Origin of the sequence: Hydrogenophaga intermedia, assembly GCF_000723405.1 — a bacterium.
Taxonomy (GTDB): domain Bacteria; phylum Pseudomonadota; class Gammaproteobacteria; order Burkholderiales; family Burkholderiaceae_C; genus Hydrogenophaga; species Hydrogenophaga intermedia.
Window position 1 is genome coordinate 1 of sequence record NZ_CCAE010000003.1, and the last position, 23,471, is coordinate 23,471.

At 68.8% G+C, this 23,471-nt stretch carries 28 protein-coding genes and 1 riboswitch; of the genes, 14 read left to right on the forward strand and 14 right to left on the reverse strand.

Annotated elements, in window-relative coordinates; translation table 11 throughout:
- Positions 1-162: 162 nt before the first annotated feature.
- A riboswitch (S-adenosyl-L-homocysteine riboswitch) is annotated at positions 163-254 on the forward strand.
- Between the two features lie 65 nt (positions 255-319).
- From ahcY to BN948_RS02860, 4 genes are read left to right on the forward strand one after another with little or no spacing between them, the layout of a single operon-like run.
- Positions 320-1,750, forward strand: coding sequence for an adenosylhomocysteinase (gene ahcY, locus BN948_RS02845; protein WP_009516669.1), 1,431 nt, complete (start codon positions 320-322; stop codon positions 1,748-1,750).
- Positions 1,751-1,758: 8 nt separating this feature from the next.
- Positions 1,759-2,514, forward strand: a complete 756-nt coding sequence (locus tag BN948_RS02850; RefSeq protein ID WP_009516670.1) for a TlyA family RNA methyltransferase — start codon at positions 1,759-1,761, stop codon at positions 2,512-2,514.
- Positions 2,511-3,341, forward strand: a complete 831-nt coding sequence (gene metF, locus BN948_RS02855) for a methylenetetrahydrofolate reductase [NAD(P)H] (protein WP_009516671.1) — start codon at positions 2,511-2,513, stop codon at positions 3,339-3,341. Before BN948_RS02850 ends, metF begins: the two co-directional genes overlap by 4 nt.
- Positions 3,342-3,344: 3 nt before the next feature.
- Entirely contained in the window at positions 3,345-3,770 is a 426-nt protein-coding gene (locus tag BN948_RS02860; RefSeq protein ID WP_009516672.1) for a septal ring lytic transglycosylase RlpA family protein, read from the forward strand.
- 11 nt (positions 3,771-3,781) lie between these two features.
- Here BN948_RS02860 and BN948_RS02865 read toward each other — a convergent pair whose 3' ends face one another.
- From BN948_RS02865 to paaA, 5 genes are read right to left on the reverse strand one after another with little or no spacing between them, the layout of a single operon-like run.
- Complete coding sequence (locus BN948_RS02865) at positions 3,782-4,888, reverse strand: 2Fe-2S iron-sulfur cluster-binding protein (protein ID WP_009516673.1); 1,107 nt, start codon at positions 4,886-4,888, stop codon at positions 3,782-3,784.
- Between the two features lie 2 nt (positions 4,889-4,890).
- Entirely contained in the window at positions 4,891-5,493 is a 603-nt protein-coding gene (gene paaD, locus BN948_RS02870) for a 1,2-phenylacetyl-CoA epoxidase subunit PaaD (RefSeq protein ID WP_420319430.1), read from the reverse strand.
- Positions 5,409-6,248, reverse strand: coding sequence for a 1,2-phenylacetyl-CoA epoxidase subunit PaaC (gene paaC, locus BN948_RS02875; RefSeq protein WP_009516675.1), 840 nt, complete (start codon positions 6,246-6,248; stop codon positions 5,409-5,411). Before paaC ends, paaD begins: the two co-directional genes overlap by 85 nt.
- Positions 6,248-6,544: a 1,2-phenylacetyl-CoA epoxidase subunit PaaB gene (paaB, locus tag BN948_RS02880; protein WP_009516676.1), complete on the reverse strand. Its 297-nt coding sequence runs from the start codon at positions 6,542-6,544 to the stop codon at positions 6,248-6,250. Before paaB ends, paaC begins: the two co-directional genes overlap by 1 nt.
- A gap of 58 nt (positions 6,545-6,602) precedes the next feature.
- Positions 6,603-7,613 carry a 1,2-phenylacetyl-CoA epoxidase subunit PaaA gene (paaA, locus tag BN948_RS02885; RefSeq protein WP_009516677.1) on the reverse strand — a complete coding sequence of 337 codons (1,011 nt, stop codon included), beginning with the start codon at positions 7,611-7,613 and terminating at the stop codon, positions 6,603-6,605.
- Positions 7,614-7,907: 294 nt separating this feature from the next.
- Between paaA and BN948_RS02890 the strand changes: the two genes are divergently transcribed.
- Positions 7,908-8,318 carry a CAP domain-containing protein gene (locus BN948_RS02890; protein ID WP_035620459.1) on the forward strand — a complete coding sequence of 137 codons (411 nt, stop codon included), beginning with the start codon at positions 7,908-7,910 and terminating at the stop codon, positions 8,316-8,318.
- 12 nt (positions 8,319-8,330) lie between these two features.
- On the opposite strand, the gene BN948_RS02895 is transcribed toward BN948_RS02890, so the two are convergent.
- Positions 8,331-9,248, reverse strand: a complete 918-nt coding sequence (locus BN948_RS02895) for a 23S rRNA (adenine(2030)-N(6))-methyltransferase RlmJ (protein WP_009516679.1) — start codon at positions 9,246-9,248, stop codon at positions 8,331-8,333.
- Positions 9,249-9,424: 176 nt separating this feature from the next.
- Between BN948_RS02895 and rplM the strand changes: the two genes are divergently transcribed.
- The 5 genes from rplM (at position 9,425) to erpA (ending at position 11,935) form a co-directional block, all read left to right on the forward strand.
- Positions 9,425-9,856, forward strand: coding sequence for a 50S ribosomal protein L13 (rplM, locus tag BN948_RS02900; RefSeq protein WP_009516680.1), 432 nt, complete (start codon positions 9,425-9,427; stop codon positions 9,854-9,856).
- A 10-nt stretch (positions 9,857-9,866) separates the two neighbouring features.
- Positions 9,867-10,259 carry a 30S ribosomal protein S9 gene (gene rpsI / locus BN948_RS02905; RefSeq protein ID WP_009516681.1) on the forward strand — a complete coding sequence of 131 codons (393 nt, stop codon included), beginning with the start codon at positions 9,867-9,869 and terminating at the stop codon, positions 10,257-10,259.
- A gap of 101 nt (positions 10,260-10,360) precedes the next feature.
- Entirely contained in the window at positions 10,361-11,065 is a 705-nt protein-coding gene (locus BN948_RS02910) for a DUF6776 family protein (protein WP_009516682.1), read from the forward strand.
- A 26-nt stretch (positions 11,066-11,091) separates the two neighbouring features.
- Positions 11,092-11,493, forward strand: coding sequence for a bactofilin family protein (locus tag BN948_RS02915; RefSeq protein WP_009516683.1), 402 nt, complete (start codon positions 11,092-11,094; stop codon positions 11,491-11,493).
- Positions 11,494-11,569: 76 nt separating this feature from the next.
- Positions 11,570-11,935 (forward strand): iron-sulfur cluster insertion protein ErpA, encoded by a 366-nt coding sequence (gene erpA / locus BN948_RS02920; RefSeq protein ID WP_009516684.1) that lies wholly within the window; start codon positions 11,570-11,572, stop codon positions 11,933-11,935.
- A gap of 75 nt (positions 11,936-12,010) precedes the next feature.
- On the opposite strand, the gene BN948_RS02925 is transcribed toward erpA, so the two are convergent.
- Complete coding sequence (locus tag BN948_RS02925) at positions 12,011-13,414, reverse strand: M23 family metallopeptidase (protein WP_009516685.1); 1,404 nt, start codon at positions 13,412-13,414, stop codon at positions 12,011-12,013.
- Between the two features lie 206 nt (positions 13,415-13,620).
- Between BN948_RS02925 and tyrS the strand changes: the two genes are divergently transcribed.
- A complete protein-coding gene (gene tyrS, locus BN948_RS02930; RefSeq protein WP_009516686.1) occupies positions 13,621-14,883 on the forward strand; it encodes a tyrosine--tRNA ligase in 1,263 nt (420 codons plus the stop codon).
- Between the two features lie 15 nt (positions 14,884-14,898).
- On the opposite strand, the gene BN948_RS02935 is transcribed toward tyrS, so the two are convergent.
- From BN948_RS02935 to BN948_RS02950, 4 genes are all read right to left on the reverse strand, one after another.
- Complete coding sequence (locus BN948_RS02935; RefSeq protein ID WP_009516687.1) at positions 14,899-15,585, reverse strand: ankyrin repeat domain-containing protein; 687 nt, start codon at positions 15,583-15,585, stop codon at positions 14,899-14,901.
- The gene (locus BN948_RS02940) at positions 15,582-16,091 is read right to left on the reverse strand and encodes a GlcG/HbpS family heme-binding protein (protein ID WP_009516688.1); all 510 of its coding nucleotides are present in this window, start codon (positions 16,089-16,091) and stop codon (positions 15,582-15,584) included. The genes BN948_RS02935 and BN948_RS02940 overlap by 4 nt, the downstream gene beginning before the upstream one ends.
- Positions 16,092-16,198: 107 nt before the next feature.
- Entirely contained in the window at positions 16,199-16,837 is a 639-nt protein-coding gene (locus BN948_RS02945) for a response regulator transcription factor (protein ID WP_009516689.1), read from the reverse strand.
- Positions 16,834-18,294 (reverse strand): sensor histidine kinase, encoded by a 1,461-nt coding sequence (locus BN948_RS02950; protein WP_009516690.1) that lies wholly within the window; start codon positions 18,292-18,294, stop codon positions 16,834-16,836. Before BN948_RS02950 ends, BN948_RS02945 begins: the two co-directional genes overlap by 4 nt.
- 29 nt (positions 18,295-18,323) lie before the next feature.
- On the opposite strand from BN948_RS02950, the gene BN948_RS02955 reads away from it, so the two are divergent.
- Genes BN948_RS02955 through BN948_RS02965 form a run of 3 tightly spaced genes read left to right on the forward strand, consistent with a single transcriptional unit; the run spans position 18,324 to position 21,542 of the window.
- Positions 18,324-19,271 (forward strand): cation diffusion facilitator family transporter, encoded by a 948-nt coding sequence (locus BN948_RS02955; RefSeq protein WP_009516691.1) that lies wholly within the window; start codon positions 18,324-18,326, stop codon positions 19,269-19,271.
- Positions 19,268-19,711 (forward strand): D-aminoacyl-tRNA deacylase, encoded by a 444-nt coding sequence (gene dtd / locus BN948_RS02960; protein WP_009516692.1) that lies wholly within the window; start codon positions 19,268-19,270, stop codon positions 19,709-19,711. Before BN948_RS02955 ends, dtd begins: the two co-directional genes overlap by 4 nt.
- 28 nt (positions 19,712-19,739) lie before the next feature.
- Entirely contained in the window at positions 19,740-21,542 is a 1,803-nt protein-coding gene (locus BN948_RS02965) for a DUF4153 domain-containing protein (RefSeq protein ID WP_009516693.1), read from the forward strand.
- Positions 21,543-21,549: 7 nt separating this feature from the next.
- Here BN948_RS02965 and ybeY read toward each other — a convergent pair whose 3' ends face one another.
- The 3 genes from ybeY to BN948_RS02980 are packed head-to-tail and all read right to left on the reverse strand — an operon-like array spanning position 21,550 to position 23,442.
- A complete protein-coding gene (gene ybeY, locus BN948_RS02970) occupies positions 21,550-22,029 on the reverse strand; it encodes an rRNA maturation RNase YbeY (protein ID WP_009516694.1) in 480 nt (159 codons plus the stop codon).
- The gene (locus tag BN948_RS02975; RefSeq protein WP_009516695.1) at positions 22,029-22,454 is read right to left on the reverse strand and encodes an MliC family protein; all 426 of its coding nucleotides are present in this window, start codon (positions 22,452-22,454) and stop codon (positions 22,029-22,031) included. Before BN948_RS02975 ends, ybeY begins: the two co-directional genes overlap by 1 nt.
- A gap of 13 nt (positions 22,455-22,467) precedes the next feature.
- Positions 22,468-23,442, reverse strand: coding sequence for a PhoH family protein (locus tag BN948_RS02980; protein ID WP_035620397.1), 975 nt, complete (start codon positions 23,440-23,442; stop codon positions 22,468-22,470).
- Between the last annotated feature and the right edge of the window lie 29 nt (positions 23,443-23,471).

Consider the following 23,471-nt stretch of genomic DNA (forward strand, 5'->3'; position numbering starts at 1 on the left):
AACCCTTTTCTTGTATAACCAATACCGCGACCACCGAGACCTCCACAGAGTAGATCGTCGGCAGCGTCAGATGTGTATAAGAGACAGCAGGGGGGGTGCCGGGGTGGTGCCATTGGTAGGGGAGATCCCCACGCCAGAAAAGAGGCCGGGTAGAATCGCCGCCCATCCGAGGAGCGTTGCAGCGCCCCACCCGCACACTGCGGGCCGCGGGCGTGAGGCTCGGACCCTTCAACCGGCAACGACGCTCATCCACTGCACGTGCGATGGGTTCCTTCATCTCCCTTCCCGTGCGGTGGCTTTCAACGTTTTGGAGCGCCACATGAATGCACGAATCAACCCTACCGCCGACTGCGTGATCGCCGACATCGGCCTGGCCGACTGGGGCCGCAAGGAAATCCGCATCGCCGAGACCGAGATGCCCGGCCTGATGGCCATCCGCGAGGAGTACGCGGCCAAGCAACCGCTCAAGGGCGCGCGCATCACCGGCTCGCTGCACATGACCATCCAGACCGCGGTGCTCATCGAGACGCTGCAGGCGCTGGGCGCGCAGGTGCGCTGGGCCTCGTGCAACATCTTCTCCACGCAGGACCACGCGGCCGCCGCCATCGCCGCCGCCGGCACGCCGGTGTTCGCCGTCAAGGGCGAAACGCTGGTCGACTACTGGGACTACACGCACCGCATCTTTGATTTCGGTGCCAAGGGTACCGAGGGCGAAGGCCCCAACATGATCCTGGACGACGGCGGTGATGCCACGCTGCTGATGCACCTGGGCAAGCAGGCCGAGAAGGACCCGTCGGTGCTGGCCAAGCCGGGCAGCGAGGAAGAGCGCATCCTGTTCGCGGCCATCAAGGCCAAGCTGGCTGAAGACAGCACCTGGTACAGCCGCAAGAGCGCGCAGATCATGGGCGTGACCGAAGAGACCACCACGGGCGTGCACCGCCTGAAGGAAATGTCGCTCAAGGGCACGCTGATGTTCCGCGCCATCAACGTGAACGACTCGGTCACCAAGAGCAAGTTCGACAACCTCTACGGCTGCCGCGAATCGCTGGTGGATGGCATCAAACGCGCCACGGACGTGATGATCGCCGGCAAGGTGGCCGTGGTCGCCGGCTACGGCGACGTGGGCAAGGGCTCGGCGCAGGCGCTGCGCGCGCTGTCGGCCCAGGTGTGGGTGACCGAGATCGACCCCATCAACGCCCTGCAGGCCGCGATGGAAGGCTATCGCGTGGTGACGATGGAATACGCCGCCGACAAGGCCGACATCTTCGTGACGACCACCGGCAACCGCGACGTCATCACCTACGAGCACATGGCCGCCATGAAGGACCAGGCCATCGTCTGCAACATCGGCCACTTCGACAACGAGATTCAGGTCGCCAAGCTCGAAGAGAAGTGCCAGTGGGAAGAGATCAAGCCCCAGGTGGATCACGTGATCTTCCCGGACGGCAAGAAGATCATCCTGCTCGCCAAGGGCCGGCTGGTGAACCTGGGCTGCGGCACGGGCCACCCGAGCTTCGTCATGTCCTCCAGCTTCGCGAACCAGACGATCGCGCAGATCGAACTCTTCACGCACCCCGAAGGCTACGACGTGGGCAAGGTCTACGTGCTGCCCAAGCACCTGGACGAGAAGGTGGCGCGCCTGCACCTGAAGAAGGTCGGCGCCCAACTCACCGAGCTGTCGGACGAGCAGGCCGCGTACATCGGCGTGCCGAAGCAGGGCCCGTACAAGCCCGACACCTACCGGTACTGATCGGCACCGTGCGCGCCGACCAGTTGCTCGTCGAGCGCGGGCTGGCGGCGTCGCGCTCGCAGGCCCAGCGGCTGATCGCCGCGGGCGTGCGCTGGCGCGCCGCTGGGCACTGGAAGCCCGTGGCCAAGAATGGCGACGAGTTGCCCGCCAGCGCCGAGCTCGAACTGCTGGACACGGCCGAAGCCCGATTCGTCTCGCGCGGCGGGCTCAAGCTGGAGGGCGCGCTGGTGCACACCGGGCTCGACGTGCGTGGTGTGCGCGCGCTTGATGTGGGTCAGAGCACCGGCGGCTTCACCGACTGCCTGTTGCAGCGTGGCGCCGCGCAGGTGGTGGGTGTGGATGTGGGCAGCGGCCAACTGAACCCGCGCTTGCGTGGCGACCCGCGTGTCATCGCCATCGAGCACTGCAACGCGCGGGAGCTGACGGCGCCGCGCCTGCGAGAAGCCGGAGCCGAGTCGCCGTTCGAGCTGATCGTCGGCGACCTGTCCTTCATCTCGCAGACCCTGGTGTGGCCCGCGCTGGTGCCGCTGCTCAAGCCGGGCGGCCACGGTCTGATGCTCGTGAAGCCGCAGTTCGAGCTGCAGCCCGAGCACATCGGCAAGGGCGGCCTGGTGAAGGACGCTGCGTCCTACGCGCTGGTGCGCGAGCGCATCACCGGCGCGCTGCAAGGCCTGGACCTTGAGGTGCGCGACTATTTCGACAGCCCCATCGCCGGTGGCGATGGCAACCGCGAATTCTTCGTCTTCATTCGGAAACCGGCATGAACCTGCCCATCAGCTTCGAATTCTTTCCGCCCAAGACGCCCGAAGGCGCCGAGAAGCTGCGCGCCGTGCGCCAGCAGCTTTACGCGCGCCAGCCGCTGTTCTGCTCCGTGACCTACGGCGCCGGTGGCTCCACACAGGAGGGCACCTTCGGCGCCGTGCGCGAGATCCTCGCCGAGGGCGTGGACGCGGCCTCGCACTTCTCGTGCATCGGCGCCACACGCGCCAGCGTGCGCGAGCAGCTCGCGCAGCTCAAGGGCATGGGCGTCAAGCGGCTGGTGGCCTTGCGCGGCGACCTGCCCAGCGGCTACGGCCTGGGCGGCGAGTTCCATTACGCGAGCGACCTCGTGGCCTTCATCCGCGCCGAGACCGGCGAGGACTTCCACCTGGAGGTGGCGGCCTACCCCGAGGTGCACCCGCAGGCCAAGTCTCCCGAGGCCGATCTCAAGGCCTACGCGACCAAGGTGAAAGCAGGCGCGCATTCGGCGATCACCCAGTACTTCTACAGCGCCGACGCCTATTTCCGCTTCGTGGACGACGCGAGGCGGCTCGGTGCCGACATCCCCGTGGTGCCGGGCATCATGCCCATCATCAGCTCCACGCAGCTCATGCGCTTCTCCGACGCCTGCGGCGCGGAGATCCCGCGTTGGATCCGCCTGCGCCTGCAGGCCTACGGCGACGACACCGCCTCGATCAAGTCGTTCGGGCTCGACGTGGTCACCTCTTTGTGTGAGCAATTGCTTCGGGGCGGCGCGCCGGGTCTGCACTTCTATACGATGAACCAGAGCGCGGCGACGCTGGAGATCCTGCGCCGCCTGGACACCGACTGACGCATGAACCTCGCCCGCGCCTTGATCCTTGCCGCGTTTGCCGCCGCCCTCGCGGGCTGCGCAAGCCGCGGAGCGCCGCCGGGCGAAGGCTGGGGCACCGACGCGCCTGCCGACAGTGGGCCGGCCGCGCACGAAGCGCGCGAGATCGGGCGCGGCCTGGCGTCCTGGTACGGCGAGCCGCACCACGGTCGGCGCACCGCGAATGGCGAGGTCTTCGACATGAACCAACTCACCGCCGCACACAAGACCCTGCCCTTCGGCACGCGCGTGCGCGTGGAGAACCCGGCCACGGGCCAGGCGGTGGTGGTGCGCATCAACGACCGCGGGCCGTTCAAGCCGGGGCGGGTCATCGACCTCAGCCGCGAGGCGGCCGAACGCATCGGCCTCATCCAGGCGGGCGTGGCGCCAGTGGTGCTCTACGCCGACTGAGTCGGGATCGCTCAGCGCTCGTCGTAGCTCACCACCACGCGGTCCGTGGTGGGCCGAGCCTGGCAGCTCAGCACGAAGCCTTGCTCCATCTCCCAGGGCTCAAGCGTGAAGTTGCGCTCCATCTCCACGCGCCCTTCCATCACTTTGGCGCGGCAAGTGCAGCACACGCCGCCGCGACACGACCAGGGCAGGTCCAGCCCCGCCTCCAGTGCGACGTCGAGCACGCGGTCGTCGCGGCCCATGCGCAGCTCGTGCGGCTTGCCATCGAGCACCACGGTGAGGGCGACTTCGCCCTCGCTGCGTTCGACGTGGCTGAGTTGCACGCCGTCGCGCTGCGCGCGCGGCATCGCTTCCAGCGTGGGCGAGGTGAAGCGCTCGGTGTGGATGCGCTCGGGCTTCACGCCAGCGCCCAGCAAGGCCTGCTCGGTGGCCTCGATCATGGCCTCCGGGCCGCAGATGAAGACCTCGTCCAGGCTGGGCACGGGCAGCAGCGCGTCGATGAGGGCGCGCACCTTGTCGCCGTCGATGCGGCCTTCGAGCAGCGGCACCTCCTGTGCCTGGCGCGAGAGGACGTGGATCAGCGTGAGGCGGTCGCGGTAGCGGTCCTTCAGGTCCTGCAGGGCCTCGTTGAACATCACGCTGGCCATGCGGCGGTTGCCGTAGACCAGCGTGAACTTGGCCGTGGACGACTCCTCCAGCGTGCTGGTCATGATGGACAGGATGGGCGTGATGCCCGAACCCGCCGCGAAGCCCACGCGGTGGATGGCGCGTGGGCGGTGCACCGTGAAGCGGCCGTCGGGCGGCATGGCCTGCAGCGTGTCGCCGGCCTTGAGTTGCGTTGCGGCCCAGTTGCTGAACACGCCACCGTCCACCGGGCGGATGCCCAGCGTGAGCTCGCCCTTGCTGGTGTAAATGCTGCGCGGGCTGCTGATGGAGTAGCTGCGGCGCACCTCCTGGCCGTCGATGCGCGCGCGCACGGTGAGGAACTGGCCGGGCTCGAAGGCGAAGGCGCCGCGTTGGTCGGCGGGCACGGCCAGGGTGACGGCCACCGAGCCCGCGGCCTCGGGGCTCACGCGCGCGATGGGCAGCTCGACGAATCCGCGGGGGCTGGTGCTCATGGTCAGTAGGGTTTGAAAAGGTCGAAGGGTTCGAGGCAGTCGAGGCAGCGGTACAAGGCCTTGCACGCGGCCGAGCCGAAGGGCGATGTTTCGGTGGTGTGCGTGGAGCCGCAGCGTGGGCAGGGCACGGGCTGGGTGGCGGCGCGGCGCGCGAAGCTGACCACCTTGTCGCTGGCATGTGCCGCGCGGCCGTTGGGCGGCGCAATGCCGTACGCATGCAGCTTCTCGCGCGCTTCGGCGGTCATCCAGTCGGTGGTCCAGGCGGGTGAGAGCTGCGTCCTCACGCGTGCAGCCAGGCCAGCGCCGTCCAGCGCGGCGCGGATGTCGTCCTCGATCTGGCCCATGGCAGGGCAGCCGCTGTAGGTGGGCGTGATGACGACCTCGGCCACGCCGTCTTCGCCCATCCGCACGTCGCGCAGGATGCCCAGCTCCGCCAGGCTCACCACCGGAATCTCGGGATCGCTCAGGTGGGCGAGCGCCGCGCGCACGGCGTCCAGCGAAGGGCTGCGCACCGCGTCCATCACCACACCGCTTGCGGATGCTCGCGCGCCAGGCTCTGCATCTCCGCGAGCAGGAAGCCCATGTGCTCGGAGTGCACGCCGCATCGACCCTGCGTCACGTAGCCGCTCTCGTTGGGGCGCTTGAGTGTGGCCTCGGCGAGCACCTCGTCCAGCAGCGCGTCCCACGCGGGCTTGAGTTCGGCCAGGACCACGCCGGTGCCGTTGGCCACCGCTGCGGACTCGGCCTCGTCGCCGATCCAGAACTCCTGTGTGTGCGGCATCAGGTGGTTCAGCGCGGCCTGCGCACGCGCGTGGCTGTCGTCGGTGCCATCGCCCAGGCGAATCAGCCAGTCGCCCGCATGGCGCAGGTGGTAGCGCACTTCCTTCAGCGACTTGGCCGCGATGCCCGCGAGCTGCGCATCGGCGCTGGTCTGCAGGCGCTCCCACCACAGGTTCATCAGCGCGGCGTACAGCACGTTGCGCACGGTGGTGGTGGCGAAGTCGCGGTCGGCGCGCGCCGGGCCGGCGAGCGGGCCGTGGTGCGGCAGCTCCAGCAGCGTGAAGTTGCGGAACTCGTGTGTGGTGCGGAAGTAGGCCAGCGCGTCCTCGGTCACGGCACCGTCGGCGCGTGCGCCCTGCAGGTGCGCGAAGCGCTTGGCCATCGCGGCGTCGGCGTTGATCAGCGTGGCCGCGTGCTGGTAGAGCAAGCGCGCCTGCCCCAGGTGGTCGAGTGCGTGGTTGGCCAAGGCCAGGTCTTCTTCGAGGATGGGCCCGTGGCCGCACCACTCGGCGTTGCGCTGGCCGAGCACGAGGGCGTTGTCGGCCAGGTGAAGCAGGTAATCGACCGGCGCGTGGCTCATCACATGTGCCCCACTTTGTCGGGGATCTCGTAGAAGGTTGGGTGACGATAGACCTTGTCGGCGGCGGGATCAAAGAAGGCGTCTTTCGAATCCGGCTCGCTCGCGGTGATGCTCGCCGAGGGCACGACCCAGATGCTCACGCCTTCCTGGCGGCGCGTGTACACGTCGCGCGCCATCTGCAGTGCGTGTCGCGCGTCGCTGGCGTGCAGGCTGCCGCAGTGCTTGTGCTCCAGGCCCTGCTTGCTGCGGACGAAGACCTCCCACAGGGGCCATTCCTTCAATGCCGGCGCGTTCATTGGAAAACCTCCGCGCAGCGCGCTGCGGTGCGAGCCCCTTCGGGCGGTCGTGCGTGGCTCATGCGGCCTCCTTCATCGTGCGTTGCTCTTGCTTGCGCGCGTGGGCCAGCGCAGCCTCGCGCACCCAGGCGCCGTCGTCCCAGGCCTTCACGCGGGTGGCCAGGCGCTCCTTGTTGCAGGGGCCGTTGCCGTTGACGACCTGCCAGAACTCGTCCCAGTCGATGGCGCCGAAATCGTGCTGGCCCTTGGCCTCGTTCCACTTGAGTTCGGGGTCGGGCAGCGTCACGCCCAGCACTTCGGCCTGCGGCACGGTGGCGTCGACGAACTTCTGGCGCAATGCGTCGTTGCTGATGCGCTTGATGCCCCAGCGCATGCCCTGCACGCTGTTGGGGCTGTTGTCGTCGGGCGGGCCGAACATGGCCAGGCACTTCCACCACCAGCGGTTCACGGCGTCCTGCACCATGGCCTTCTGTTCGGCCGTGCCCTGCATCATGGTCAGCAGTGATTCGTAGCCTTGGCGCTGGTGAAAGCTCTCTTCCTTGCAGACGCGGATCATGGCGCGGGCATAGGGCCCGTAGCTGCAGCGGCACAGGGGGATCTGGTTCATGATCGCCGCGCCGTCCACCAGCCAGCCGATCACGCCCACGTCGGCCCAAGTAAGGGTGGGGTAGTTGAAGATGGAGCTGTACTTGGCCTTGCCGCTGTGCAGCGCGTCGAACATCTGGTCGCGGCTGGTGCCCAGCGTTTCTGCCGCGCTGTAGAGGTACAGGCCATGGCCTCCTTCATCCTGCACCTTGGCCAGCAGGATGGCCTTGCGCTTGAGGCTGGGCGCGCGGCTGATCCAGTTGCCTTCGGGCAGCATGCCCACGATCTCGCTGTGCGCGTGCTGGCTGATCTGGCGCACCAGCGTCTTGCGGTAGGCCTCGGGCATCCAGTCGCGCGGCTCGATCTTGCCGTCGGCGTCGATGACGGTGTCGAAGTGTGTCTGCAGGGCAGGGTCGGCCGCCGTCGGCACGGCCTGCGGGCCAGGGGCGGTGCCATCGGGCACGTTGAATGATTGGGTGTACACGCGGGTCTCCTCGTCGGGCGGGGCTGTCGTTGGTCGCAGTTTATCAAGTTAGCCGACCGGTCGGTCGGTTAATTTTGGTCACCAATTGCAGAGCCGCTGAGCGGCCTTGTTTTGTAGTATTAAAGATCTAATATTTATGAGGTTGCCATGCTCAAAACCCGCTTCGCCGTCCTGTCCCTGCCCTTGCTACTTGCCGCCTGTGGGGGAGGAGGAGGGGGTGGCGGTGGTGACGATGGGGCCGCACCGCCGCCGTCCCAGACGTCTGTGCCGGTGGAGCCTTGCCCGGTTGGCGACTTGACCACTACCGCCGCGCCGGCCATCAATGCCTTGCGATCCGTGGCGCAAGTCTGTGGCGCCGCCAATTTTTCCGCCGTTGGGGTTTTGAGCTGGGACGCGCGTCTGGCCGAGGCAGCGCGCGCGCACTCGACCGACATGGCGGTGAACAACTTCTTCTCGCACACCGGCAGCAACGGGGCGACCCTGGGTGGTCGGGTGACGGCCGCTGGCTACGCTTGGACCGTTGTGGCCGAAAACCTCACGGCCGGTCCTGGGGACTTGTCCGCCGCGCTCAATGGCTGGATGAACAGCCCCGGCCACTGCCAGAACCTCATGCTGGCCACGGTCACGCAGGTGGGGTTGGCGTGTGTTCGTCGCCAGGGCAGCGACCAGACGCCCTACTGGACGATGGTGCTGGCTCGGCCCTGAGACGGGCCAGCCTCAGCTCGCCGAGGCCTCGACGGCTTGGCCCTGCCCGCGGCCACGGCCCAGCACGTCCACGAGCACCGGCAGGGCGGCCTTCAGTCCGGCCGCCAGCGTGTGCGGCGGATTGATCACGAACACGCCGCTCGCCGTGAGGCCGGGGCGCTCGTCCAACTCCAGCGGTGGATGACCGATCGCCAAGGTGGCGTGAAGCCAGGAGCGCCCCGCGCGCTGGGCGTGGCCGCGCAGCTTGCGCGGCAAGTCGTGCGCTTCGGTGCGCGGAATCACCGGGTACCAAACGACATAGGTGCCGGTGGCGAATCGTTGGAGAGCGTCTTGTATGCAGGCACTTACTCTGCCGTAATCGCTCTTGATCTCATAGCTTGGGTCGACCAGCACCAGGGCGCGGCGTGAGCCTTGGGCGTCTGCGGGCGGGGGTAGCAGGGGTTTGAGCCCTTCGAAGCCGTCTTCGCGCTTGACCACCACCGTTCGGCCTGCGTCGAGTTGGCCGATGTTCGCCGAGAGGGTCTTGCCGTCGGTGGGGTGCAGCTCGAACAGCTTGAGCCGGTCGCGCGACTCGGCGCGCATGAGGCGCTGCACCACAAATGGCGAACCCGGGTAGACACGCAGCGCGCCAGAGGGGTTGAAGCCCGCCACCATGTCCAGGTAGTCGTCGATCAGTGGCGTCGTCTCCACGGCGGGCGCGCCCGACGCAGGCCGGCAGGCGGCAAACAGCTTCATCACGCCGTCCACGGCTTCGCCGCCCTTGTCGGCGAATTCGCCGTCCAGCCGGTACAGGCCCGCCCCCGCGTGCGTGTCGATCAGCGTGATCGACGGCTCCTTGAGCTGCAGGTGGCGCAGGGTGGCGATCAGCACGAGGTGCTTGAGCACGTCCGCGTGGTTGCCGGCGTGGAAAGCGTGGCGGTAGGAGAACATGGGCCGGCGATGGTAGCGCCGGATTTGCCCGCCCGGCGCCGATTTCGTACAATCGCGGGCTTCGCAGCGTTTTCTGCTGGCCCCGCGGCGAAGTTCAAACCACCACCTAAGAGGGTTCCACCAGAGAACCACCGACCGTGGAAAAGGGCCGCCAAACCCTCGCTATCAGGTTCAACATGACCAAAACGTTCAGCGCCAAACCCGCTGACGTGAAGCACGAGTGGTTTGTGATTGACGCGACCGACAAGGTCCTCGGACGAGTTGCCAGTGAAGTGGCTCTCCGACTGCGCGGCAAGCACAAGGCCATCTACACGCCTCACGTCGACACGGGTGACTACATCGTCATCATCAACGCAGCCAAGCTGCGCGTGACCGGCACCAAGTCCACCGACAAGATGTACTACCGCCACTCGGGCTTCCCGGGCGGTATCTACTCGACCAACTTCCGCGACATGCAGGCCAAGCACCCCGGCCGCGCGCTCGAGAAGGCCGTCAAGGGCATGCTGCCCAAGGGTCCTCTGGGCTACGCCATGATCAAGAAGCTCAAGGTCTACGGCGGCGCGGAGCACCCGCACACCGCCCAACAGCCGCAAACGCTGGACATCTAAGGAGCCCTGAATGATTGGTGAATGGAACAACGGCACCGGCCGTCGCAAATCCAGCGTCGCCCGCGTGTTCCTCAAGAAGGGCAGCGGCAAGATCACGGTGAACGGCAAGGACATCGCCGCCTACTTTGGCCGCGAGACCTCGATCATGATCGCCAAGCAGCCCCTGCTGCTGACCGACAACGCCGAGACCTTCGACGTTCAGGTCAACGTGCACGGTGGCGGCGAGTCGGGCCAGGCCGGCGCAGTGCGCCACGGCATCACCCGCGCGCTGATCGACTACGACGCGAGCCTCAAGCCCCAGCTGTCGCAAGCCGGCTTCGTCACGCGCGACGCCCGCGAAGTCGAACGCAAGAAGGTCGGTCTGCGCTCTGCGCGGCGCCGCAAGCAGTTCAGCAAGCGCTGATCGCCTCGCGAACGACCCCCAGAAACCGCCTTCAAGTCCGCTTGGGGCGGTTTCTGCTTTCTGGGCCTCGTTTTCTTTTGCTTGCAGTTTGAAAGGTTTGCATGCGATTGCGCTTCGGACGTCGACGCTGGAAGGCTGGGGCCCCGCGTATGTCGGTGCGCAGCGCGCTGCCCTGGCCGCTGCGCTGGCTCGGGGCAGCGGTCATGCTGGGTCTGTGTGGCGCGCTGGCGCTGTGGGCCTTCGAGTTCGGCAAGGACATCGCGGGCCTGGACCGCAATGCGCGCGAGGAACTCGAGCGTTTGCGCGCCGAGGTGGTCACCTTGCGTGCCGATCTCGCAGCCCTCAGTTCGGAGGACCACACCGCCCAAAGCCGGCTCACGACCGAGCGCTCGTTGCAGGAGCAACTGCGCATGCAGATCCGCCAGTTGGAGGCGGACAATCAGGCGCTGCGCAATGACCTCGGCTTCTTCGAGCGGCTCATTCCCGCGGGCGGCGATGCACTCGCCATTCGCGGGCTGCAAGCGGAACGCCTGTCGGCCACACAGTGGCGTTGGCAGGTTCTGATGATCCAGGCGGCGCGCAACGCGCCAGACTTCAAGGGTGCGCTGGAGATCAGTTTCACCGGCACGCTGGCCGGCAAACCCTGGTCGGCGAAGCACGCGCCGGCACCCCAGCCGGTGCTCGTCAAAGGCTATCTTCGGCAGGAAGGCGTGGTTGATCTGCCTGCCCAGGCCGTTGTAAAAACCGTCACCGCCAAGCTGCTCCAGGGCAGTGCGGTGCGGTCCGTTCAGACCTTCGATCCCTGATCGAGGGTCGTCGACAGGAGATTCGCATGTTCGCCAGCAAGGCCAAGCAGCCCCCGATCAAGAGCCTGATCGCCCAAGGCACCCGAATCCAGGGGGACCTGCTGTTCGCCGAAGGGCTTCGCATCGACGGCGAGGTCGTGGGCAACGTGCGGGCGGTGGACGGGGCCAGCCTGCTCATCGTGAGCGAGGTGGCGTCGGTCCAGGGTTCCATCGAGGCGGACCACGTGATCATCAACGGCCGCGTCAAGGGCCCGGTGATGGCCCGCAAGCTGCTGGAGCTGCAGCCCAAGGCGGACATCAAGGGCGACGTGTCCTACTGCGCGATCGAGATGCATCAGGGCGCTACCGTCGAGGGGCAGTTGCGCCCCATGGCGAGTGACGGCGCTGAGGAAAAGCCCACACTGAAACTGGCGGCAAACGACCGCTGAACGGCATACCCGAGCGCTGTACCGTACCATTCGTGGTATTGCGGGCTTGCCGCCCGTCCCTACGAGAGGAATCCCCATGAGTGCCGTGGCCGAAAACATCCAGACCGACATGCCCGCGCCGCTGGTCTTCACCGACAGCGCCGCCGCCAAGGTGGCCGAACTGGTGGCTGAAGAGGGCAACCCCGATCTGAAGCTGCGCGTCTTCGTTCAAGGCGGTGGCTGCTCGGGCTTCCAGTACGGCTTTACCTTCGACGAGGTCGTCAATGAGGACGACACGGCAATGAGCAAGAACGGGGTCACCCTGCTGATCGACGCCATGAGCTACCAATACCTGGTGGGCGCCGAGATCGACTACAAGGAAGACCTGCAGGGCGCCCAGTTCGTGATCAAGAACCCCAACGCCACCACCACCTGCGGTTGCGGGTCGAGCTTCAGTACCTGAGGCCAGATCGCCGGACAAGACAAAGGGAGCCATCGGCTCCCTTTTCTATTTGCGGCGGGTGCGATGCCCGCCGGCTCAGTCGGCGCTGGCCAGCGCCTGCTGCAGGCGTCCGGCGGCGGCGAGTTCCTGCCGCTGAATCTGCGCAACCTGATTGAACGCGCCGCGCAGATTCTCGGGCAGCTTGATGGCCTCGCTCTGGCGGGCGATCACCAGCGGGTCGCGGTGCACGCCGTTGTCGCGGAGTTCGAAATGCAGGTGCGGGCCGGTGGACATGCCGGTGGACCCGACGTTGCCGATGAACTCGCCCTGGTTCACGCGCTGGCCGGTGCGCACGCCGATACGGCTGAGGTGCGCGAAGACCGTCGTCTGGTTGTTGCGGTGGCGCACATAGATGACGTTGCCGTAGCCGCGCTGCACGCCGGCGAATTCGATCACGCCGTCGGCCACGGTGCGCACCGGCGTGCCGGTGGGGGCGGCATAGTCCACGCCCAGGTGCGCGCGCTGGCGGCCCAGCACTGGATGGAAGCGCATGCCGTAGCCGCTGCTGACGCGCGAGAACTCCAGCGGCGAGGACAGGAAGTAGCGGCGCTTGCTGTCCCCGTTGAAGGCGTAGTAGCCGCCCTTGACGCCGGGCGCCTCGAACCACACCGCTTCGTGCGGGCGGCCGTTGTTGACGAACTGGGCCGACAGGATGCGGCCGGTCTTCATCGGCTCACCCTCGGCGCTGAGGATCTCGTAGACGACCTGGAAGCGGTCGCCCTTGCGCAGGTCACGGCGGAAGTCGATGTCGCTCGCGAACATTTCAGCGAGCTGCACCGCCACGGCGTCGGGGATGCCGGCCGCGTCGGTGGAGGCGAACAGGGAGCTCTGGATGTCGCCGCTGGCCAGGCGCGAACTGGACTGCAGGGCGCCGGGCTCAAGCCGGGCGTTCAGGCCATTGGCGTCGCGTTCCACCACCAGGCGCAGGAAACCGCGCTCGCTCTTTGGGTCCGGCCACCGGGCGGTCAGACGCTGCAGCGTCTGTTGCGGGGTGGATTCGGCGTGCACCAGGCGGCTCTGGCGCGAGGCGAGCAGTTGGCGCGCCACGGGGTTGCGGGCCAGAAAGGCCTGGGCTTCGCTGTCGTTCACGCCCAGGCGCTGCAGCAACGACTGGGGGGTGTCGTCGGCGCGCGTGGTGTCGCTGCGGTAGAGCGTCCAGGGCTGGGCGCTGGCAAGCACAGGACGGGCTTCGGGCGGCAGGTCGGCGCTGGCGGGAATGGCGGCGTACAGGGGGGTGGCGAGCACCGGGAGGGCTTCGACCACCTCACGCACCGGCAGGTCGGCGGCGTCGGGCGCCAGGGGGGCGATGCCGAATGCGGTAACGCCGGTACCCAGGAGGAGGACGCCGATACCACCCATGATGCGGCGCGGGTGGCGGGAAAGGGATTCAGCGGTCTGTTGGCCCAGTTGGGCCACGGCGTGCAGGGTCTGGCGTATCAAGATCGGTCATCCATGAAAGGGCCGGTGAGGGCAGCGGAGCCACACACCGGCATCCAGGGAGTGAGCGGGCAGCGACGCGAGAGTTCACGCCACGGGCCGGCTTTACGTTGGTCCGAACGCTTGTGCAAAAAGCACGCCAACTAAAATCCGGCGACAACCGGCAAGTGTAGCGAGCTGGCGACGCGCTCCCATCGGAACAAACACGTATGAATAACGGCTTATCTATTTCAACCTTGTCGGAAAGTCAGGTCAGCGGCGCTGAGGCCCTGACAGACGGCGTGCGCCACGCCTTGGCGGTCACCCGGCGAGGCTGCGAAGAATTGATCCCCGAGGCGGACTGGGCGCAAAAATTGTCACGCTCGGAGCGCACGGGAACACCGCTGCGCATCAAGCTGGGGCTGGACCCGACGGCGCCGGACATCCACATCGGCCACACCGTGGTGCTGAACAAGATGCGCCAGCTCCAGGACCTGGGGCATACAGTCATTTTTCTTATCGGCGACTTCACCAGCCTGATCGGTGACCCCTCGGGCCGCAACAGCACACGCCCCCCGCTCACGCCTGAGCAGATCAAGGCCAACGCCGAGACCTACTACAAGCAGGCCAGCCTCGTGCTCGATCCGTTGAAGACCGAGATTCGCTACAACAGCGAATGGAGCCTGCCGCTGGGGTCGATGGGCATGATCCAGCTCGCGGCCAAGTACACGGTGGCGCGCATGATGGAGCGCAACGACTTCCACCAGCGCTTCACGGCCGGCACGCCGATCAGCGTGCACGAGTTCCTGTACCCGCTGATGCAGGGCTACGACTCGGTGGCGCTCAAGAGCGACCTGGAGCTCGGCGGCACCGACCAGAAGTTCAACCTGCTGATGGGCCGCCACCTGCAGGCCGAGTACGGACAGGAGCCACAGTGCATCCTGACCATGCCGCTGCTGGAAGGCCTGGACGGCGTGGACAAGATGTCCAAGTCGAAGAACAACTACATCGGCATCACCGAGGACGCCAACAGCATGTTCGCCAAGGTGCTGAGCATCTCCGACACGCTGATGTGGCGCTGGTACACGCTGCTGTCTTTCCAGTCGATGGAGGCCATCGAGGCGCTGAAGCGCGAAGTGGCCGCCGGGCGCAACCCGAAGGACGCGAAGGTGATGCTGGCCAAGGAGATCACCACGCGCTTCCACAGCGCGGCGGCGGCCGACGCCGCCGAGCAGGACTTCATCAACCGCTCCAAGGGCGGCGTGCCGGACGAGATCCCCAAGGTGGCGCTGTCGGGCGCGCCGCTGGGCATCGCCGCGCTCCTCAAATCGGCGGGCCTGGCGCCGTCGAGCAGCGAGGCCAACCGCCTCATCGACGGCGGCGGGGTGCGCGTGGATGGCGCGGTGGTGAGCGACAAGGGCCTGAAGCTGGCCGCCGGCACCTACGTGGTGCAGGTCGGCAAGCGCAAGTTCGCGCGCGTGGCGTTGGGCTGAAACCGAAACGCCGGCTCAGCGGGCCCCAGCTTGCTCCAGCATGGCGACCATGGCGGCGTAGCCGCGCGAGCGGGCCAGCGCCAGGGGCGTGCGACCACTGCGGTCGGCCAACTGCAGGTTGGCGCCGGCCTCGATCAGGGCCTTGAGCGTGGCCTGGTGCCTCGGCCCGCCGTCGCCGAGCACGATGGACTCGATGACGGCTGTCCAGTGCAGGTTGTTGACGTGATCCAGCGGTGCGCCGGCCGCGATGAGCTGCTTCACCACGCCCTCATGCCCCAGATGCGCCGCCGCGATCAGCGCGGTGCCGTCGTAGCGGCTGGTCACCAGCTTCGCGCTCGCGCCGTTGGCGAGCAGGATCCGCAGCGTGGCCTCGTCGTCGGCCACCGAGGCGATGGTGACGGCGTCGTAGCGGCCATGCTCCAGCGTGGCGTGGTTCGCACCGGCCTTCAACAGGGCCTGTACTGCCTCGCGCTGGCGCGCGAAGGTGGCCACGTGCAGCGGCGTGCGGCCGGCGCCGTCGGTGGCGTCGATGGCCGCGCCCGATTGCAGCAAGCGGGCGATGGTGGCCACATCGCCGCGCTGCGCCGCGGCGTGCAGGCCCTGGTAGGCCGCGACCTCGCCGGGCGAAGGCGGCACCTGGGCCCGCGCGGCACCGGCGAACGCGGTGGCCAGCGCCAGCAAGAGCAGCGCGCGGCGTTTCATTGCAAGGCCGCCTTCACCTGTTCCAGCGCGGCCATGGCGCACTGCTCGTCAAGGTGGCCGCCGGGCGCGCCGCCCACGCCCACCGCGCCGATCACCTCGTTGCCCGCGCGCACCGGCACGCCGCCGCCGAGCAGCAGGTAGCCGGGGATGTCCTTCAGGTTGGCGGCGGCGGGGTTCTTCTGCGAGGCCTCCATCATGGCCAGGGTGGTGTTGCGAGCCGAGGCCGAGGTGTAGGCTTTGAGGCGGCTGGCCTCCAGGGTGTGCGGGCCGGCATTGTCGGCGCGCTGCATGGCGCGCACGTGGCCGGCGCGGTCCACCACGGTGGCGGTCACGTTGTAGCCACCGGCGCTGCAGGCGGCCACGGTGGCGGCGGCGATCTGGTTGGCCAGCGCCAGCGAAACGTTGCGTTCGCTGAGGACAGCGCCGCTGCCCGGAGTCTGTGCCTGGGCGAGGGCGCCGGCGCCGATGAGTGCGAGGGCCAGGGTGGCGCGGATGGGGGTGTTCATGAAGCGGGTCTCCGTGGGGGCGTTGCGGTTCGATCAACCGTGTCCGCACTGTAGGAATCGCGCCCAGCACGCGCCATTCGCGCGGCTACGCGCGGGACTCCGTAGAACTACGCGGTGCCCGGTTCGTTCACCAGCGCGGCGTAGCCGCGCACGAGCTGGGCGAGCGAGTCCGCCCCCAGCTTCTCGAACACGTGGGCGCGGTGCGTTTCCACGGTTCGCGGCGACAGGTCGAGCGCGCGCGCGATGGCCTTGTTGCTCAGGCCCTCGATGATCCGCGCCAGCACCTCGCGCTCGCGCGGCGAGAGCTGCTGCAGCCGCTCGCGCGCGGCGCGGTCGGTCTGCGTACGCTGGCGCAGGTGCACGTGCTGGCGCACGGCCTGCTGCAAGGCCTCGATCAGGGCCTCGTCGTCCACCGGCTTTTCCAGGAACTCGGCCGCCCCGGCCTTGAAGGCGCGGCGGCACATGTCCACCGTGCCGTGGCCGGTGAGCATGATCACCGGCTGGTCCACGCTCTCGGCCACCAGGGTGTCGAGCACGCTCAGGCCGCTGATGCCGGGCATGCGCACGTCAAGGACGATGGCGCCGATGCCCTCGCGCTCGAAGCCCGCGAGGAAGGCGCGCGGGTCGGCCCAGGTCACCACGCGCAGGCCCACGGTGCCGATCAGCAGGGCCAGGCTCTCGCGCACGGCCTCGTCGTCGTCGATAAGGTGCACGGTGGGGGAGAGGGCGTCGCTGGTGGTGCTCATGTGTCGCTGTCACGCGGCAGGTTCAGCGAGAACAGTGCGCCACCGCCGGGCGCGGCACCCGCGCCGAGCCGCCCGCCCTGCGCCTGCGCGAGCGATTCGCTCAGCGTAAGACCCAGGCCGAGGCCGCCCTCGCGCGTGCTGAAAAAAGGTTCGAACAGGCGCGGCAGTACTTCGGGTGGCAGGCCCGGGCCGGTGTCGGCCACGTCGAGCACGGCGCGTTCGCCCTCGCGGCGCACGGACAGGCGCAGTTCACGCGGACCATTGGCCTGGCGGTCCATGGCCTGCAGCGCGTTGGCGATCAGGTTGTGAACGATCTGATCGATCGCGACCGGATCGGCGCGCACCACCACCGGATCGCTCGAGAGCCAGCGCACGGCCACGCCGCGCCGGTCGATTTCGGGCTGCAGCAGGTGCAGGGCCTCGCGCACGCAGGCGCCGAGGTCGAGCGCCTGGCTCGCCGCCGCGCCGGCTGGAGGTTCGAGGCCGCGCCGCAGACGCGCCAGCACCTCGGCCGCGCGGCGCGCCTGCGCGCTGGCGCGGCCCATGGCCTCGCGCGCGGTGTCCAGCGCGGGTGGCTCATCGGCCAGCAGGCGCTGCGCGGCCTGTGTGCTGGCCAGCACGGCGGTCAGTGGCTGGTTCAGCTCGTGTGCCAGGCCAGCCGCGAACTCGCCCATGGCGTTGAGCCGGCCGAGCTGGCCAAGGCGCAGCAGGGCCTCGGCGCGCTGGCGTGCCTCGCGCAGGCGCAGCGCGTGCGCCAGCAAGGCCAGGCCGGCCAGCACGGCCAGCACCCACGTGGCCATGCCCAGCCAGGGCAGTTCGCCCCAGCCGACCCAGCGCGTGGCCACCACGTGAAAGGGCTGGCTTTCGGCGGCCACCACCTTGTCGAAGTCGAAGCGCCAGCCGCGATCGAGCGGGCGGCCCGCCTGTAGTGGGAGCGACTGCCCGTTCCACTGCAAGGCCACGCGCACCGGGCTGCTCGCGCGGTCCATGGGCCAGTCGGCTTCAGGCACGAGACCATCGAGCGCGATCACCAGCGCGTAGGCACCGTCGCCCGCGCCCAGCACCAGTGTGTAGCGGCCGCTGGCCAGATCCCCTTCGGCCATGGCCGCGCGGCCACTGGCGCCACTGGCTCGTGAGGCCGCCTCGGCGCGCGACAGCGCGGCATCGGCCCAGGCGCCACCCGGGGCGCGCGCCAGCACGCTCAACAGGCGCGGGTGGATGGCGCTCAAACGCGGCAGCGCCTCGCTGCGTTCGGGCTCAAGCAGGGCCAGGGTCGAGAGCACCGCGTCGTGCTGCACCACCTGCTGGCTCAGCAGCCGGTGCACGATGCGCGCGTCGGTCTCGAAGGCGGCACGCTGCGCTTCCAGGCCGCGCTGCGCGATGAGCCACGCCCCCAGCAGCGACAGGACCAGGCCTGCCGCGATCCAGCCCAAGCGGGACGTCCACGCGGATTGCATGGCGGCGATTCTGCAACGTCTGATGAACCATGGTTCAGCGGCCCTGCGCCACAATCCCGCGCGTGACCACCCCGCTGCTCGACCGACTCACGCCGCGCCGCCTGCTTCAGGCCTCGATCGCGGTGGCCTTGCTCACCATCGGCCTGAAGACCGCGGCCTGGTGGCTCACCGGCTCGGTCGGCTTGCTGTCCGACGCGCTGGAGGCGCTGGTCAACCTCGCGGGCGCCAGCTTCGGCCTGCTCATGGTCACCATCGCCGCGCGCCCGGCCGACCACGACCACCCCTACGGTCACCACAAGGCCGAGTACTTCTCCTCGGGTTTCGAGGGCGTGCTCATCGTGGTGGCGGCCGTGGCCATCATCTGGGCCGCCGTCGCCCGGCTACTGGAGCCCCAGCCGCTGCAGCAACTCGACCTGGGCCTGCTGCTCACCCTGCTGAGCACCGCGCTCAACGCGGCCCTGGCCACGGTGATGCTGCGCGCCTCGCGCCGGCACCGGTCGGTCGCGCTGGAAGGCGACGCGCGCCACCTCTTCACCGACGTCTGGACTTCGGTCGGTGTGGTCGTGGGCATTGCGATCGTGGGGTTCACGGGATGGCTGTGGCTCGATCCGGTGGTCGCCATCCTGGTGGCATTGAACATCCTGCGTGAGGGTGTTCGCCTGGTCTGGCGTGCCTCTCAGGGTCTCATGGACGAGGCGCTCGACCCCGATCTGCAGGCCACCATCGAACGCACGCTGGCGGGCTTCGCCTCCGCCCGGTTCGACCACATCAGCACGCGCAAGGCCGGCCAACGCCGCTTCGTGGACCTGCACATGCACCTGCCCGCCACTTGGCCGCTGGGCCGCGCCGCCGCGCTGCGCGCCGAGGTGGAGCAGGCGTTGATGCAGGCTGTGCCTGGTCTGCGCGCCAGCATCCAGCTGCTGCCGACCAATGTGGAGGCGCTGGCTGTCGAACAAGATGAAAAGGACCCGATGTGATTGCCCTGCTGCAACGCGTGAGTGAGGCCCGTGTCAATATCGAGGGACAGACCGTCGGCGCCATCGGCCCCGGCCTGCTGGTGCTGGTGTGCGCCGAGCCCGCCGACACCGAGGCCCTGGGCCTGAAGCTGCTCAACAAGGTCTTGAAGCTGCGCATCTTTGCCGACGACGCGGGCAAGATGAACCGCAGCGTGCAGGACGTGGGTGGCGGCCTGCTCATCGTCAGCCAGTTCACCCTGGCGGCCGACACCACGGGCGGCAACCGCCCAGGTTTCACCAACGCCGCACCGCCCACGCTCGGTGAATCGCTCTACGATGCCTTCGTGGCCGCCGCGCGCGCCGCGCACCCCCAGGTGGCCACCGGCCGCTTCGGCGCCGACATGCAGGTGCACCTGGTGAACGACGGGCCGGTGACGATTCCGATGCGCTTGACGGCCTGACGCGCCGGCGCGACATCAGCAGGAACGCATGACGACCCCACCGACGACCCCGACTCCCGAGCCCGAAGCCCGCGCCCACCTCGTCACGGGTGCCTTGCAGGCCGCGCTGGCCTACACCCTGTACGTGACCTCCCGCCAAGGTGCCTGGCCCGCCACCGAGGCCGCGGTCTTCGTGCCGCTGTTCCTTCTCATGGCGCTTGCGCCGCTGGGCTTTTACCTCGCCAGCGCGGCTCCGCTGCGCCGCCGCGTGGCCATTGCATTGGGCGTGAGCGCCGTTGCCCTGGCCATTGGCGCGTACCACGGGCTCACCGTGAGCGGGCTGGCGGCCAGCGGGCCCACGCCCGGGCCCTTCCGCGAGGACGACTACCTCATGCCCACCTTCGTGCTGGGCCTGGCGCTGATGATTGCCGTGCCCGCCGCCGCCGTGGCGCGCGAGGGACGTGTGCGCTACGAGGCCTGGTTCGACGCGCTGCTGCACAACACCCTGCTGCTCGCGCAGGGCGCGCTCCTCACCGGGCTGTTCTGGCTGGTGATGTTCAGCGCAGCGGCGCTGTTCAAGCTCGTGCGCCTGCCCTTTCTGGGCGAACTCATCGAGCGCGGCGAGTTCTGGATTCCCGCCACCGCGCTGGTGTTCTCCTACGGCGTGTCGCTCGCGGTCACGCAGCGAGCGTTGGCGCGCTTCCTGTTCGACCGGCTCACTCAGCTCTGCGGCTGGATCTACCCGCTGGCGGGCGCGCTGGGCGTGGCCTTCGTGGCGAGCTGGCTGTTCCAGGGCATCGAGCCCCTGTTGCAGACGCGGCGCGCGGCCTTCCTGCTGCTGTGGTTCGCGGTGCTCAGCGTGTTGCTGGTCAACGCCAGCTCGCGCGGCGGGCTCGATGAACCACGCTACCCGCGCTGGCTGCGCCGCGCCCTGTCCACAGGCCTGCTGGTGCTGCTGCCCATGGTGGCGGTGGCGCTCTACGCGCTGGGTCTGCGCATCAACCAGTACGGCTGGACGGTCGATCGCCTCTGGGGCCTGTTCGTGGCGATCGTGATCGCCGTGTTTGCGCTGGGCTACGCGCTCAACGCGCTGGCCGAATGGGCCGGCCGTGCCGAGCGCTGTCTGGTGCCTGTCACCAACGCGGTGGCGGCCGGTGTGGCCGTGGTGGGCATTCTGTCGTTGCTGAGCGGCGCGATCGACCCGCGCCGCGTGAGCGTGAACGACCAGGTGCGGCGGCTGATGAGCGACAGTGGCGATGAGCAGGACCTCATCCGCTACCTCGCACGCGAAGGCGGCGTGTTCGGCCGTCGCGCGCTGCAGGCCCTGGCGTCCGACGACCCCGTGTTCGGCGGCGTGCCCGCCGCGCGCCAGGCGCTGGCGCGTGACGCGCTGAGCGACGCCGACACGCGCCGCGAGCGCCAGTCGGCCATGCTTCGCGGGCTGCCCGTGTTCCCGGCGGGCGCCGTGGCGCCGCCCGCCCTGCTGGAGGCCCTCGCGCGCGAGGGCGGTGTGGGCTCCTGCGAGTCCAGCACCTGCCTCATCTGGCGCCTGCCGCCCGAGGTGCTGGGTGCCGATGCCTACGCGGTGTTGTCGCGCCAGGAGAAGGGTGCCCGTGGGAATGGCGGCTCGCGCATCTGGCGCGCCGACGAACGCGGCGAATGGGCGGTGCGGGGCACCCTGCCCGGCCAGGGGCTGGACGCGCGCTGCCAATCTCAACCGGGCGCCGCCGCCCTGTTCGACGCCGTGCGCGAGGGCCGCGTCGACGCGGTGCCGCCGCCGCAGCGCGACCTGTCCGCCGGCGGCCTGCGTTTCCCGGTTCAGCGCTGGGGCCGCGCCGACGGCTGCGACTGAGCGCCGCTCAGACCTTGCGCGCGTGGCGCGATCGGGCGTACGGATCGGGCTCGCCCAGCGCAGCCAGGATCTGGCGCTCGCGCGCTTCCATGGCCTCGGCGTCGGCTTCGCTGGTCTCGTGGTCCCAGCCCTGGGCGTGCAGGGCGCCGTGCACCAGCAGGTGCGCGTAGTGCGCGGCCAGGGGCTTCTTCATCTTCTTCGCCTCGGCCGCCACCACGGGCGCGCACAACACCAGGTCGGCCATCACCAGGGGCTCGGTGGCGTAGTCGAAGGTGAGCACGTTGGTGGCGTAGTCGCGGGCCCGGTAGTCGCGGTTGAGGGCCTGGCCTTCTTCCGCATCGACGATGCGCACCGTGAGTTCGGCCTCGCGGTCGAGCGCGTGGCGCAGGCAGCGCGCCACGAAGGACCGCGGCAGCGCGGCGCGATGCTCGGCCACGCCGTCGAAGCGCGCGAACTGCAGCGAGAGCGTGAGCGCGGGCAGGGCCATCAGTTCGCCGCCTTGCCGGCGCTGAGGGACTGCAGCGACTTGCAACTGGCCAGCAGCACCCGCTCCTGCGCCGTGTGGTCGGCCGCCATGAAACTCAGGAAACCTTCGTCGCCCTTGGTGTTCCAGCGCAGGCTGTGCTGCTCGTCCAGCGCGACGTAGCGCACGCCCGAGGCACTGGGCCGGCTCTTGAGCAGCGCGGTGCGTCCCTGGTGGTGCAGGGCGGCGAAGCTGTCGCCGTGGCCGAACTCGAGGTAGGCCACCTCGATTTCGGCGCCGCCCTCGCAGCGGTAGCGCACCGTTTCGCTGCTGTAGCCAGGGCCCTGGATGGCGCCCTGGGTGCCGCGCGCCGCCGGTGGCTGGTGCAGCGCGCAGCCGGCCGCCAGCAGGGCGGCGGCGAGCGGGGTGGCGATGGCGATCGAACGCATGGCGGGTCCTCCCTCAGGTGTTGCGGCGGCGGCGGGCCGGTTCGGCTTCTTCTGCCGACGGGCTGCGCGCCTCGTAGGCATCGACGATGCGCGCCACCAGCGGGTGGCGCACCACGTCGGCGCTGGTCAGGCGCGTGAAACCGATGCCATCGACGCGCTTCAACACGCGCTCGGCGTCGATCAGGCCGCTGAGCTGCGTGCGCGGCAGGTCGATCTGGCTCACGTCGCCCGTGACCACGGCCTTGCTGCCGAAGCCGATGCGCGTGAGGAACATCTTCATCTGCTCGGGCGTGGTGTTCTGCGCTTCGTCCAGGATGACGAAGGCGTGGTTGAGCGTGCGCCCGCGCATGAAGGCCAGCGGCGCGATCTCGATCTGCTGGCGTTCGAAGGCCTTCTGCACCTTGTCGAAGCCCATCAGGTCGTACAGCGCGTCGTACAGCGGGCGCAGGTACGGGTCCACCTTCTGGCCCAGGTCGCCGGGCAGGAAGCCCAGCTTCTCGCCCGCCTCCACCGCCGGGCGGGTGAGCACGATGCGCTGCACCGCGCTGCGCTCCAGCGCGTCCACCGCGCAGGCCACGGCCAGGTAGGTCTTGCCGGTGCCGGCCGGGCCGATGCCGAAGGTGATGTCGTGCGCGGCCATGTTCTCCAGGTAGCGCGCCTGGTTGGGCGTGCGCCCGCGCACCTCGCCGCGGCGCGTCTGCATGGCCAGCGCGTCCTCGCCGGGGTTGTCCAGCGCGGTGTTGCCATTGAGCATGAGCTGCACCTGCTCGGGCGGGATCGGGCCGCGCGCCATCTCGTACAGGGCCTGAATCACCTCCATGGCGCGCTGCGCCTTGGCTTTGGGGCCTTCGACGCGGAATTGCTCGAAGCGGTGGGCCACCTTGACCTGCAGCGCGGACTCGATGGCGCGCAAGTGCGCATCGAGTGGCCCGCACAGGTGGGCCATGCGGGTGTTGTCCGGTGGGCTGAAGGTGTGTCTGAGAATCAAGCCGATAATCCCGCGAAGCGCCAAGAGGG